This window comes from Sphingomonas sp. UV9 (assembly GCF_004101245.1).
In the GTDB taxonomy this organism is placed as follows: domain Bacteria; phylum Pseudomonadota; class Alphaproteobacteria; order Sphingomonadales; family Sphingomonadaceae; genus Sphingomonas.
The window spans coordinates 344,787-357,792 of the sequence record NZ_SCIN01000002.1 but is presented as its reverse complement, the minus strand read 5'-3'; the positions used below and the strand labels follow the sequence as shown (position 1 = coordinate 357,792).

12 protein-coding genes are annotated in these 13,006 nt (G+C 67.9%); 8 read left to right on the top strand and 4 right to left on the bottom strand.

The annotated features are described in order from the left end of the window. The first annotated feature begins 3 nt into the window (after positions 1–3). Both EQZ23_RS08010 and EQZ23_RS08005 read left to right on the top strand, forming a co-directional pair. Positions 4–2,493, top strand: a complete 2,490-nt coding sequence (locus EQZ23_RS08010) for a circularly permuted type 2 ATP-grasp protein (protein ID WP_128453940.1) — start codon at positions 4–6, stop codon at positions 2,491–2,493. A gap of 10 nt (positions 2,494–2,503) precedes the next feature. After that, positions 2,504–3,397 carry a transglutaminase family protein gene (locus tag EQZ23_RS08005; protein ID WP_128453939.1) on the top strand — a complete coding sequence of 298 codons (894 nt, stop codon included), beginning with the start codon at positions 2,504–2,506 and terminating at the stop codon, positions 3,395–3,397. A gap of 122 nt (positions 3,398–3,519) precedes the next feature. On the opposite strand, the gene EQZ23_RS19780 is transcribed toward EQZ23_RS08005, so the two are convergent. Further along, positions 3,520–3,663, bottom strand: a complete 144-nt coding sequence (locus tag EQZ23_RS19780) for a hypothetical protein (protein WP_164913410.1) — start codon at positions 3,661–3,663, stop codon at positions 3,520–3,522. A 95-nt stretch (positions 3,664–3,758) separates the two neighbouring features. On the opposite strand from EQZ23_RS19780, the gene EQZ23_RS08000 reads away from it, so the two are divergent. From EQZ23_RS08000 to EQZ23_RS07975, 6 genes are all read left to right on the top strand, one after another. Then, positions 3,759–4,694 carry a DnaJ C-terminal domain-containing protein gene (locus EQZ23_RS08000; RefSeq protein WP_128453938.1) on the top strand — a complete coding sequence of 312 codons (936 nt, stop codon included), beginning with the start codon at positions 3,759–3,761 and terminating at the stop codon, positions 4,692–4,694. An 82-nt stretch (positions 4,695–4,776) separates the two neighbouring features. Beyond that, entirely contained in the window at positions 4,777–5,667 is an 891-nt protein-coding gene (locus tag EQZ23_RS07995) for a YihY/virulence factor BrkB family protein (RefSeq protein WP_240663536.1), read from the top strand. Next, positions 5,664–6,467, top strand: coding sequence for an enoyl-ACP reductase FabI (gene fabI / locus EQZ23_RS07990; protein WP_128453936.1), 804 nt, complete (start codon positions 5,664–5,666; stop codon positions 6,465–6,467). Before EQZ23_RS07995 ends, fabI begins: the two co-directional genes overlap by 4 nt. Before the next feature lie 62 nt (positions 6,468–6,529). Further along, complete coding sequence (locus tag EQZ23_RS07985) at positions 6,530–6,943, top strand: DUF559 domain-containing protein (RefSeq protein ID WP_240663418.1); 414 nt, start codon at positions 6,530–6,532, stop codon at positions 6,941–6,943. Continuing rightward, the gene (aroC, locus tag EQZ23_RS07980) at positions 6,940–8,007 is read left to right on the top strand and encodes a chorismate synthase (RefSeq protein WP_128453935.1); all 1,068 of its coding nucleotides are present in this window, start codon (positions 6,940–6,942) and stop codon (positions 8,005–8,007) included. Before EQZ23_RS07985 ends, aroC begins: the two co-directional genes overlap by 4 nt. A 57-nt stretch (positions 8,008–8,064) precedes the next feature. Further along, the gene (locus tag EQZ23_RS07975; protein WP_128453934.1) at positions 8,065–8,499 is read left to right on the top strand and encodes a hypothetical protein; all 435 of its coding nucleotides are present in this window, start codon (positions 8,065–8,067) and stop codon (positions 8,497–8,499) included. 63 nt (positions 8,500–8,562) lie between these two features. Here the strand turns inward: EQZ23_RS07975 and EQZ23_RS07970 are convergent, their stop codons facing one another. The 3 genes from EQZ23_RS07970 to serA form a co-directional block, all read right to left on the bottom strand. Next, entirely contained in the window at positions 8,563–9,852 is a 1,290-nt protein-coding gene (locus EQZ23_RS07970) for an adenylosuccinate synthase (RefSeq protein WP_128453933.1), read from the bottom strand. 29 nt (positions 9,853–9,881) lie between these two features. Continuing rightward, positions 9,882–10,982 (bottom strand): ATP phosphoribosyltransferase regulatory subunit, encoded by a 1,101-nt coding sequence (locus EQZ23_RS07965; protein ID WP_128453932.1) that lies wholly within the window; start codon positions 10,980–10,982, stop codon positions 9,882–9,884. A gap of 341 nt (positions 10,983–11,323) precedes the next feature. Continuing rightward, positions 11,324–12,901, bottom strand: a complete 1,578-nt coding sequence (serA, locus tag EQZ23_RS07960) for a phosphoglycerate dehydrogenase (protein ID WP_128453931.1) — start codon at positions 12,899–12,901, stop codon at positions 11,324–11,326. Positions 12,902–13,006 lie beyond the last annotated feature (105 nt).

Below are 13,006 nucleotides of genomic sequence, written 5' to 3'. Positions count from 1 at the left end.
ACATTGGAAACCGCGACGCAATCCGCGCCCCTTTTCGACGCGACGATCCATGCCGAGCGCTGGATCGCGGACTATTGCGCCCGCAGCACCAGCGCCGACGTCCTCTGCCCGGCTGAGGACGGCAGCGTCGATCCGGCATGGCCGGCGATGTTCGCCGAACTCGCGATAGTGGCGTCCGACGACCTCGGACACATTCGTGAACGCGTCCAGCGGCACGCGACCGACATCGGCACCGGCTTCCGCATCGCCGACGAACCGGACGAGCGCCCCTGGCCCGTCTCGCCCGTCCCGCTGCTGATCGAGGCCGGCGAATGGGCGGGCATCGAGCGCGGCGTGATCCAGCGCGCGACGCTGATGGAGACGGTTATCGCCGATCTCTACGGCGCGGGAAAGCTGGTCGCGGACGGCCACATTCCCGCGGCGCTCGTCACCGGCAGCCCGTTCTTCCTGCGGCCGATGGTCGGGCTCGAGCCCCCCGGCGGCCGCCACCTCGATTTCATCGCGATCGACCTCGGTCGTGGGCCGACCGGCGAATGGCGCGTGCTCGCCGATCACCTGCGCGCGCCCGCCGGTGCCGGGTACGCGCTGGAGAACCGCATTGCCGTCAGCCGTACGCTCGGCGGGCTGCAGGATCGGCTCAACGTCCAGCGCCACGCGCCGTTCTTCGCCGCGTTTCGCGCGGGAATTGCGGCGATGTGCAAGCGGACCGATCCACGGATCGGGCTGCTCACGCCCGGCCGGTTCAACCCGAGCTATCCCGAACAGGCACATCTCGCGCGCTATCTGGGGCTGTTGCTGGTCGAGGGTGCCGATCTCGCCGCGCTGGAGGACAAGGTATATGTCCGCACCATCGGCGGGCTGAAGCGCATCGACGCGCTGTGGCGACGGCTCGATCCGCGGCTGCTCGATCCGCTGGCGTTCGACACGCATTCGCAGATAGGCGTGCCCGGGCTGATCGACGCCTATGCCGCGGGCAACGTCGTGCTGTCGAACGCGCCGGGCTCGGCCGTGCTCGAGGCGCCGGCGTTCTCGGCATTCCTGCCGCAGCTTGCGAGATCGCTGCTCGGCGAGGACCTGCTGCTGCCCAACATCGCGACGTGGTGGTGCGGGCAGGATGGCGCGCGGGCGCAGGTCGAGGCGAATTTCGATCGCTTGCTGATCGGCCCGGCGTTCCATGCGCGCCCGCTCGGTATGACCGGCGGGCCGACCACGGGCGCCGACATTACCGGCAACGCGCGAGAGGCGCTGCTCGCCGACATGGCGAACAGGCCGCAGGATTATGTCGGGCAGGAATTGGTCCAGCTCGCGACCATGCCGGTCGTCGTCGGCGATGCGCTGGTGCCCCGCCCCTTCACCCTGCGCGTCTTCGCGGCGCGCAACGGCGAGGGCGAATGGACCGTGCTGCCGGGCGGGTTCGCGCGGATCGGCGAGCATCCCGACGCGCGCGCGGCTGTCATGGGCGAAGGCATCTGGTCCGCGGACGTCTGCGTCTATGGGGCTGAGCCGGTGGCGCCGGTCTCGCTGCTGACGGCGCCCGATTCGCTGCACGTCCGCCGTAACCCAGGGACGCTGCCGAGCCGGGTGGCGGACAATTTCTACTGGCTCGGCCGCTATCTGGAGCGCGGCGAAGCGTTGCTCGGCGCGATCCGCGTGATGCTCGGCAACTCGATCGACGTCGATGGCGGCGCGGTGCTGTCGCCCAACACGGTCGGCAAGCTGGTCGGGCTGATCGTCGGGGCCGGCAGCGCGCCGCATCCGCCGAGCTTGCGCCGCGCCGACCTGACCGCGCTCGCGCGCACCGCGATGGAAGACGACCAGTGGCAGTCGATCATGACGCTCAACCGACACGCCAGGGAGATCGGCGAAGGCTCGCGCGATCGACTGTCGGCGGACATGGTGCGGCTGCTCGAGGCGCCCTTCCCCACGCATCGCGGCATGCTGGAGCGTGCCGGGTCGTTGCAACGCCGCTATGCCGCGATCGCGGGGCTGTCGGCCGAGCATATGGGGCGGACGGCGGCGTGGCGGTTTCACGATCTCGGTCGGCGGGTCGAGCGGGCGATGGCGATGGCGCGCGCGATCCGGCTGTTCGGCATGCCCGGCGCGTCGCCGGACGATCTTTCGGTGTTGCTCGACCTCGCCGACAGCCAGATCAGTTATCGCCAGCGCTATCCCACGGGAATCGCGCGCGTGCCGGTGATGGATCTGGTGGCGCTAGATCCGGGCAATCCGCGCAGTCTCGCGTTTTCGGCAGAGCGGATCGCCGCGCGACTGGCGGAGTTGCCGGTGCTGAGCGACGACGAAATGGCCGAGCCGCAACAGGCACAGGCGACCGGGTTGCAGGCGATCGTGATGACCGCGACGGCAGCGGGACTGGATGCGGAAACGCTGGGGGATATCGAGCGACGGCTGGGCGCGGTGTCGGATGCGCTGGCACGCCGCTATTTCCTGCAGGGTGCCGAGCCTTTGCGGACCAGCGGGCTGACGCTCGCGTGAAAGTGGCGGCATGATCTACGATATCCGCCACGTCACGACGTTCGATTACGGCGCGAGCGTCAAGTTCGCGCGGTGCAACCTGCGGCTGAAACCGATCGACTGGCCGGGCCAGCGCCTCGACACCTATGCGCTGTCGGTGCATCCCGCCGGGCGCACCAGTCCCGCGCGGGCCGAAGCCGGGCTCGCCAACGTGACGCGGCTGGTGGTCGAAACCCCCGTGCGGCATTTGACGATCGAGAGCCGGTCGCGGATCACGGTCGATCGCCTCATTCCAGTCCCGGACGCCAGCGACGCGACGCTTGCCGAGATCGCGGCGATGGCACGGGCCAGCACCGATCTGTCCGCGGCGAGCCCGGCGAACTACATCTATCCCTCGCCGCTGATCCCGCTCGACCAGGCGATCGCCGACTATTGCGCGATCGATCTCGATCCGTCGCGCGGCGCGCTGGAGGCCGGCATTGCGCTCGCCCGGCGGATCCAGGAGGAGTTCGAGTTCGATGCGGACGCGACGTTGGTCGATACGCCGCCGCACGAGGCGTTCCTCCAGCGCAAGGGCGTGTGTCAGGATTTCGCGCAGATCATGATCACCGGCCTGCGCGCGGCCGGTCTCCCCGCGGCGTACGCATCCGGGTACATCCGCACGATCCCACCCGAGGGTCAGCCGCGACTGGTCGGGGCGGATGCGACGCACGCCTGGGTGCTGTTGTGGTGCGGGCCGGTGCGTGGGTGGGTCGGGGTCGATCCGACCAACGGGATCTGGATGGCGAGCGACCATATCGTGATGGCGGTCGGCCGGGATTACGCCGAGATCGCGCCGGTCGACGGGGTGGTGCTCGGATCGGGGGCGCAGAACATGGACGTCAGCGTCGATGTCGCGCCGTTGGATGAGGGGGGGCTCGCCTAACCCCCCTCGTCACCCCGGGCTTGTTCCGGGGTCCACCGTTCCGCGTACCTAGCGCTCTCGATTGTGCGGAACCGTGGATGCCGGAACAAGCCCGGCATGACGAAAGTTTTTGGAGGAAGCCGTTACTTCTCGTCGTGCGGGTTCGGATACGAACCGCCGCCGCTTTCGCCGCCCTGCCCCTTGGCCGGCGCATCGTTCACCCCGTCCTTTTCCTTCGCGCCGTCGTCGTTCTTGGGTACGCCCTGCATCGGTTGCTTGTCGGTCATCGTCGTCTCCTCTCACGACATCAAACACCCCGCGCGCAATTGCGTTGCGGGCGCCCTCGCCCCACATAGACGCGCAAGTAAGAATGGGGACGTAAGTGGCCGATCCGTACAAGACTCTGGGTGTAGCGCGCGACGCGACCGAAGCCGACATCAAGAAGGCCTATCGCAAGCTCGCGAAAGAGCTTCACCCCGATCGCAACAAGGACAATCCGAAGGCGTCGGAACGGTTCAGCGTGGTCACCAACGCGTACGATCTGCTGAACGACAAGGACAAGCGCGCGCGGTTTGATCGCGGCGAGATCGACGGCGACGGCAACCCGGCCGCGCCGTTCGGCTTTGGCGGCGGTGGCGGCGGGCGTCCGCAGCCCGGCGGCTTCCGCAGCGACGGCTATGAGGGCGGCCCGGTCAGCCCAGACATGAGCGACATCTTCGAAGGGCTGTTCGGCGGCGCGCAACGCGGCGGCGGCGGTGGGTTCTCCGGCGGCTTCGGTCGGCGACCGCAGCCCAAGGGCGAGAACGCCGCCTACCGCCTGCAGGTGCCATTCGTCGAGGCGGCGACGCTGGAGCCGCAGCGGGTGACGCTGGCGGACGGCAAGACGCTCGATCTCAAGCTCCCCGCCGGGGTCGAGACGGGCACGCAGATGAAGCTTGGCGGCAAGGGCGAGCCGGGGCCGGGTGGCGCCGGCGATGCGATCCTGACGATCGAGGTCCAGCCACACAAGTTCTTCTCGCGTGACGGCGACGACGTGCGGCTCGACCTGCCGATCACGCTCGCCGAGGCGGTGCTGGGTGGTTCGATCAAGGCACCGACGGTCGACAAGCCGGTGATGCTGACGATCCCCAAGGGTACGACGTCGGGCAAGACCCTGCGCCTTAAGGGCAAGGGCTTCCACAAGAAGGGCGGCACGCGGGGCGATCAGCTGGTGACGCTGATGATCGACATTCCGGCCGGCGATGCCGCCCTCACCGCGTTCGTCGAAAGCTGGGAAGGGCGTACGGCGGGGAACCCGCGGGGGTCCATGGGCGTCTGAACGCCTTGTGAACGACAATAGCCTTACCCCCGAAGCCCGCTCGCACGATCATGGCGCGGCCCGTACCCGACTGAACCGCGGCATGGCGAAGGTCAGGCCGGGCAGCTATGCCTTCGAGGTTTTCAAGCGGGCGGCGATCGGCGTGTTCAACGACGGGTTCATCCATGCGGGGAACCTCGCTTACCTGGCGCTGATGACGGTGTTTCCGTTCTTCATCGTCGCGGCCGCGATCCTGTCGATCTTCGGACAGGGCGTTGAAACCGTTCGCGCCGTCGAATCTTTCCTCAACGTGCTGCCGCCCAATGTCGCCGACCTGCTGCGCAAGCCGATCGCCGACGTGCTCGCCGCGCGGACCGGATCGCTGCTGTGGCTGGGCGCGCTGGTCGGCCTGTGGACGGTCGGGAGCTTCGTCGAGACGATCCGCGACATCTTCCACCGCGCCTATGGCAACAAGGCGACGGCGCCGTTCTGGAAATCGCGGCTCGGCTCGTCGTTCGTGATCGTCTGCTCGGTGATCATCGCGCTGCTGTCGTTCCTGATCCAGGGCATCCTGACCGCGGCGGAGCAGTTCATCTACCGGCTCGTACCGCTGGCGCAGGACGCGGCGGGCTGGATCGGGCTGTCGCGGCTGATCCCGGGCCTGTTCATGTTCGGCGCGCTGTACCTGCTGTTCTATTCGGTCACGCCGTCGCGCTATCGCTACTCGAAATGTCCCAAATGGCCGGGCGCTTTGTTCACCACCGCATGGTGGGTCAGCGCCACCGCCCTCCTGCCGGTGATCCTGTCGCGGCTCGGCGGCTACGACCTTACCTATGGCAGTCTGGCGGGCGTCGTCATCATGCTGTTGTTTTTCTATGTCATCGGGCTCGGGCTGGTATTCGGCGCCCATCTCAACGCGGCACTGGCGGAAGCACCCGAAACAACGCTAGAGCAGCCTGCTGAAGATGTGCAGGTGGAGGCGACGACGGCGTGAACGGTTTGATGGCGGGCAAGCGTGGGCTGATCATGGGCTTGGCGAACGACAAGTCGCTGGCCTGGGGGATCGCCAAGAAGCTGTCCGAAGCGGGGGCCGAACTCGCGTTCAGCTATCAGGGCGAGACGATGGAGAAGCGCGTCCGTCCGCTCGCAGAGCAACTCGGCGTCGCGCGGTTGTTCGACTGCGACGTTTCCGACATGGGCGCGCTCGATGCGACCTTCGCGAAGCTGGCGGAGGAATGGCCGACGATCGACTTCGTCGTCCACGCGATTGGCTTTTCGGACAAGAACGAGCTGCGCGGGCGGTTCGTCGATACCAGCCTCGACAACTTCCTGATGACGATGAACATCTCGGTATATTCGTTCGTCGCGGTGGCACAGCGCGCGGCCAAGATGATGACCGAGGGCGGCGCGATGCTGACGCTCAGCTATTACGGCGCCGAGAAGGTCATTCCGCATTACAACGTGATGGGCGTCGCCAAGGCGGCGCTTGAGTCGAGCGTGCAATATCTCGCGGTAGACCTGGGTCGCGACAATATCCGCGTCAACGCGATCTCGGCCGGCCCGATCAAGACGCTCGCCGCCAGCGGGATCGGCGACTTCCGCCTGATCCTGAAGTGGAACGAGTATAATTCGCCGCTCAAGCGCAATGTGACGATCGACGACGTCGGCGGCGCGGGGCTGTACCTGTTGAGCGACCTCGCGAGCGGCGTGACGGGCGAAACGCACCATGTCGACGCCGGCTACAACGTGATCGGCATGAAGGCCGAAGACGCGCCCGATATCGCATTGGCGTAACAACCCTCTCCCCTCCGGGGAGAGGGAGGGGCCCATGCGCAGCATGAGAGGGTGAGGGCAAGGTGAGGCAGAAGGACGGCACCGAAGCCCTCAACCGCGTGCGCGAAATGCGCCGCGACGCGACGGAGGCGGAAACCCGCTTGTGGCAGAACCTCCGCAGCCGTCGCCTCGCCAATTTCAAGTTCCGCCGCCCGGTCTGGATCGGCCCGTTCATTGCCGATTTCCTCTGCATGGACGCCATGCTCGTCGTCGAGGTAGACGGCAGCCAGCATATCGGTGACGTGGCCTATGACGCCGACAGAACCGCCTACCTCGCGAACAAGGGATATCGTGTGATCCGTGTCTGGAACAACGACGTGATGCAGCGGATGGACGGGGTGCTTGACGCGATCCTGTCTGCGCTTAGCAGCGTGCCCTCACCCTCCCATGCTTCGCACGGGCCCCTCCCTCTCCCCGTCGGGGAGAAGGCAAAGTGAGCGTCAACACGTTTGGGCGGATGTTCCGCTTCACCACCTGGGGCGAGTCTCATGGGCCTGCGCTGGGCGCCGTCGTCGACGGGTGCCCGCCGGGGATCGCGCTGACCGAAGCCGACATCCAGCCCTGGCTCGACAAGCGCCGCCCCGGCACCTCGCGCTTCACCACGCAGCGGCGCGAGCCGGATATGGTGCGCATCCTCTCGGGCGTGTTCGAAGGCCGCACCACCGGCACGCCGATCAGCCTGATGATCGAGAATGTCGACCAGCGATCGAAGGATTATTCGGACGTCGCAAAAGCCTATCGGCCCGGCCACGCCGATTACGCCTATGACGCGAAATACGGCTTTCGCGATTTCCGGGGCGGCGGGCGGTCTTCGGCACGCGAGACCGCGGCGCGGGTCGCGGCGGGTGCGGTCGCGCGGGTCGTCATACCGCAGGTCCGCGTCCGCGCATGGGTCGAGGCAATCGGTGGCGATGCGATCGATCCCGCCAATTTCGACGACGCGCAGATCGACCAGAACCCGTTCTTCTGCCCCGATGCCCAGGCGGCCGCGCGTTGGGAGACGCTGGTCGACGCCGCGCGGAAATCCGGCTCGTCGCTGGGCGCGGTGATCGCGTGCGAGGCGACCGGCGTGCCGGCGGGATGGGGCGCGCCGCTCTATGCCAAGCTCGATTCCGAACTCGCCTCGGCGTGCATGAGCATCAACGCGGTCAAGGGCATCGAAATTGGCGACGGTTTCGCCGCTGCCGCCCTGTCGGGCGAGGCTAATGCCGACCCCATGCGCCCGGGCGAGGACGGCCCGGAATTCCTCGCCAACCACGCGGGCGGGATCGCCGGCGGGATCGCGACCGGCCAGCCGATCCGCCTGCGCGTCGCGTTCAAGCCGACCAGTTCGATTCTCACACCGGTCGAGACGATCAGCCCCACCGGCGAAGCCACGACGATCGCCACTAAGGGGCGTCACGACCCGTGCGTCGGCATCCGCGGCGTGCCCGTCGTAGAGGCGATGGTGGCGCTCGTCCTGGCCGACCAGGCACTCCTCCACCGCGGCCAATGCGGATGACACCGGAACAAAAGTCGAACTGAAACGCTGTCTCTTCAATACTTTAGGAGAGAAAACATGCGCATTCTAACATCGATCGCAGCAGCTGCCCTGATCATTCCGGGCATGGCGATGGCGCAGACCGGTACCACCGGCTCGATGGGCGGCACTACCGGTGGCACGATGAGCGGCGGCACCATGGGCGATTCGACCATGGGCGGAACGACCGGCGGCATGTCGACCGGGACGATGGATCAGGCCAATCCATCGACGACCACACGTTCTACCACGACGCGCACGCAGCGTGGCACCAAGGCGCGTAGTCGCACGCGCGGGACGACCTCGGGCACCATGAGCGGAACGACCGGCAACACCGGCACGACGGGCAGCACCATGTCTGGCACGACCGGCAGCACGATGGGCGCAGACACCATGGGCGGCACCACGGGCACTCCGGCCGGTACGATGGGCTCGACCATGGGTGGAACGACCGGCACGACCACGCCGCGCTGATCCTGCCTGTTGCAGCTGAATGAAAAGCCGGGCGAGCGATCGCCCGGCTTTTTCGTGTCTGCCTCAGTCCGAGAACGGATCCCGCACCAGGATCGTGTCCGCACGCTGCGGGCTGGTCGACACCAGCGTCACCGGGCAGCGGATCAGCTCTTCGATCCGGCGGATATACTTGATCGCCTGTGCGGGCAGGTCGGCCCAGCTGCGCGCACCGGCAGTCGTCTCCTGCCAGCCTTCCATCGTCTCGTAGATCGGCTCGACCAGCGCCTGGTCGGCCGCATGCGCCGGGAAGTAATCGAGCGTCTCGCCACGCAAGCGGTAGCCAGTGCAGATCGACACGGTCTCGAACCCGTCGAGCACGTCGATCTTGGTGAGCGCGATCCCGGTGATGCCACCGACCGCCGCCGCCTGGCGCACCAGCACCGCGTCGAACCAGCCGCAGCGACGCTTGCGCCCTGTGACGGTGCCGAACTCGTGCCCGCGCTGGCCCAGGCGCTCGCCGGTCTCGTTTTCGAGCTCGGTCGGGAAAGGGCCCGAGCCGACTCGCGTCGTATAGGCCTTGGCGATGCCGAGCACGAAGCCGACCGCCGATGGTCCGAGGCCCGAACCGCCGGCTGCGGCACCGGAGATCGTGTTCGACGAGGTGACGAACGGATAGGTGCCGTGGTCGACGTCGAGCAGCACGCCCTGCGCGCCCTCGAACAGGATGCGCTTGCCGGCCGCGCGTGCGGCGTTGAGGTCGCGCCAGACGGGCTTGGCGAACGGCAGCACGAAGCCGGCGATCTCGCGTAGTTCGGCGATCAGTCGCGCCCGATCGATCGGGGGTTCGCCGAAGCCTGCACGCAGCGCGTCGTGGTGCGCGGTCAGGCGATCGAGCTGCGGGCCGAGATCGTCGAGATGCGCCAGGTCGCACACGCGGATCGCGCGGCGACCGACCTTGTCCTCGTACGCGGGCCCAATGCCGCGGCGGGTCGTGCCGATCTTGCCGGCGCCGCTGGCGTCCTCGCGCAGACCGTCGAGATCGCGGTGGAACGGCAGGATCAGCGCGCAGGTATCGGCGATCCGAAGCGTCTCGGGCGTGGCGACCACGCCCTGCGCACCGAGCCGGGCGATCTCGTCCTTCAGCGCCCAGGGATCGAGCACCACGCCGTTGCCGATGAACGACGGCGTCCCGCGGACGATGCCTGACGGCAGCAGCGACAGCTTGTAGACGTTGTCGCCGACGACCAGTGTGTGACCGGCGTTATGCCCGCCCTGGAACCGTACGACCATATCGGCACGCTCGGCGAGCCAGTCGACGATCTTGCCCTTGCCTTCGTCGCCCCATTGCGCGCCGATGACTGCTACGTTGGCCAAACTCTATCTCCTGAGATTACGCGCAGCGCCTACAGCGCGCGGGGCTCGCCCGCTACCCATAGATGGGTGCAGACCTGTGCTTCGGGGGTGTCGCCGGCTTCGAGCGCGGCGACGGTGACCCAGCCTTGCGCGCGCATCGCCGCGCCGTCGCTGGCGGGCGTACCGAGCGGCAGGAACAGGCGGCGGCGATCGACGCTGGCGACATGCTCGACCAGTGCGTCGGCGTACAGCGAGAAACCGGTTGCGGCTTCCTCGGCGCCGTTTTCGTGGACGACGGTGTAGGTGCCGCCGCGGCCCACTTCGCGTGCCGCACCGTCGGCGAACAGCGAGAAGCCGAGCCAGGTCTGGTATTCGAAACCGTGCCGCTCGGTCGGATCGAGCGTCAGCGCGACGCGGCCGTCGAGGGCTTCGGCGATGCGCGCTAGGCCGTCGAGGCGCGATGCGAGCGCGCCGGTCGTGTCGAAGGCGCGGAGGCGGTCCATCGCCTGTACGAACGGGCCGGCGGCCTCGATCAGCGGCAGGTAGGCGGGGGCGAGCGCGGCGACGGCGCCGGCGTCCTTGGCGTCGAGGCGGTCGCGCAGCGTGGCGACGTGTTCGGGCGCGACGGGGAGCGGGCCGGCGGCGAGCGTCGGCACGAGATCGGGCAAGGTGAAGTCGATCGATGCGCCGGTGACGTCCGCGGCGGCGATCATGTCGACCGCGACCGCGACGAGTTCCTGCGCTGCAGCGACCGAGTCGAGGCCGATGAGTTCGCAGCCGATCTGGCGGGTTTCGCGCGCGGGGGCGAGCTGCGAGGCGCGCAGTTTCAGAACGGAGCCAGCGTAGCTGAGACGCACCGGGCGCGGGTGATGCCCCATGCGCGTCGCGGCGATGCGCGCGACCTGCGCGGTGATGTCGGGGCGGATGGCGAGCGTACGCTGCGATACCGGATCGACGAAGCGGACCGCGTCGTGGAGGCCGCCGGCCTTCAGCCGCATCTCCAGACCGTCGGCGAATTCCGAGAGTGGCGGATCGACGCGCTCGTAGCCATGGAGGCGCGCGGCCTCGAGCACACGGGCTTCCAGTGCCGCCGCCGAATCGGCGAAGGGCGGCAGGCGGTCTCTAAATCCCTCGGGGAGCAAAGCAGTCATGCGCGAGCCTCTAGAGTAGGTTGCGACAAGATTGAACCGCGTTCGTCGGCATGACGTACGGGCTTAGCAGGCACCAACAAAAACCGGCCCCTGCACGATCCTCCCCCGCCAGGGGGAGGTGGCAGGCGCAGCCTGACGGAGGGGGCGGAAGCGATAACGCCGGTTGCCCTATCCTCCCCCTCCGTCACCTTCGGCGCCACCTCCCCCTGGCGGGGGAGGATTGAGACATCCGGGTCGGATCGGGGGCGGGCCGGGGTGAGGGGTGCCGCGAGCGCTGCCCGTCCCACCGCCCCTCACCCAACCCTCTCCCCGGAGGGGAGAGGGCTAAGTAGGTAGCAGCCTCAGAAGTTGAGGCCCATTGCGGTCTTCACGCCCGGGAGCGCGCGGACCTTGGTCAACAACTCCGGCGTCACCGCCTCGTCGACCGACAGCAGCAGTACCGCCTCGCCGCCCGCCGAACGACGGCCGAGGTGGAACGTACCGATGTTGACCCCTGCCTCGCCGAGCGCGGTGCCGAGGCGGCCGATGAAGCCCGGCGCGTCGACGTTGACGACGTAGAGCATCGGGCCTGCCAGATCGGCCTCGATCTTCACCCCGAACAGCTCGACCAGGCGCGGGGCCTGGTCGCCGAACAGCGTGCCGGCGACCGAGCGCTCGCCGTCCTCGGTGCGGACCGCGACGCGCAGCAGCGTGTGGTAATCGCCCTCGCGCTCGGTGCGGACTTCGCGCACCTCGACGCCGCGGTCGCGCGCGAGCAGCGGAGCGTTGACCATGTTGACGGTCGCGGTCTGCGTTTTCAGGAAGCCCGCCAGCACAGCGCTGGTGATCGGCTTGGGGTTGAGTTCGGCGACCGCGCCCTCGCTATGCACCGAGATACGGTCGATCGAGCCGTGCGCGAGCTGGCCGACCATCGAACCGAGCTTTTCGGCGAGCGCCATATAGGGCTTGAGCCGCGGCGCTTCCTCGGCCGACAGCGACGGCATGTTGAGCGCGTTGGTGACGCCACCCGACATCAGGAAGTCTGCCATCTGCTCGGCGACCTGGATCGCGACGTTGACCTGCGCCTCGCTGGTCGACGCGCCGAGATGCGGCGTGCTGACGAAGTTGGGCGTGCCGAACAGCGGCGATGCCTTGGCGGGCTCCTCGACGAACACGTCGAGCGCGCCGCCGCCGACCTGGCCCGAATCGAGCGCCGCCTTCAGCGCGACCTCGTCGATCAGGCCGCCGCGTGCGCAGTTGATGATCCGCACGCCCTTCTTGGTCTTGGCGAGCGCCTCGGCCGAGAGGATGTTGCGAGTCTGGTCGGTCAGCGGCGTGTGCAGCGTGATGAAATCGGCGCGTGCGAGCAGCTCGTCGAGCGTGACCTTCTCGACGCCCATCTCGATCGCGCGCTCGGGCGTCAGGAACGGATCGAACGCGACGACCTTCATCTTGAGGCCGCGCGCACGGTCGGCGACGATCGAGCCGATATTGCCCGCGCCGATCAGGCCGAGCGTCTTCGACGTCAGCTCGACGCCCATGAAGCGGTTCTTCTCCCACTTGCCGGCCTGCGTCGAGGCATCGGCCTCGGGCAGCTGGCGGGCGAGCGCGAACATCAGCGCGATCGCGTGCTCGGCGGTGGTGATCGAGTTGCCGAACGGGGTGTTCATGACGACCACGCCCTTTGCCGAGGCCGCGGGGATATCGACATTGTCGACGCCGATGCCGGCGCGGCCGACGACCTTCAGGTTGGTGGCGTGCTCGAGGATTTCCTTGGTGACCTTGGTCGAGCTGCGGATCGCGAGGCCGTCATACTCGCCGATCATCGCCATGAGTTCGGCCGGAGTCTTGCCGGTGATCTCGTCGACCTCGACGCCGCGCTCGCGGAAGATCTGGGCGGCGCGGGGATCCATTTTGTCGGAAATGAGGACTTTTGGCATGGGATTGCTCCTGGGAATTTCGGGAAATCGGGGGTGCGCTCAATTTAAAGAACCCGCCTCCCACCAACCCCGTCACCCCGGCGGACGCCGGGGCCCATGGTTGCG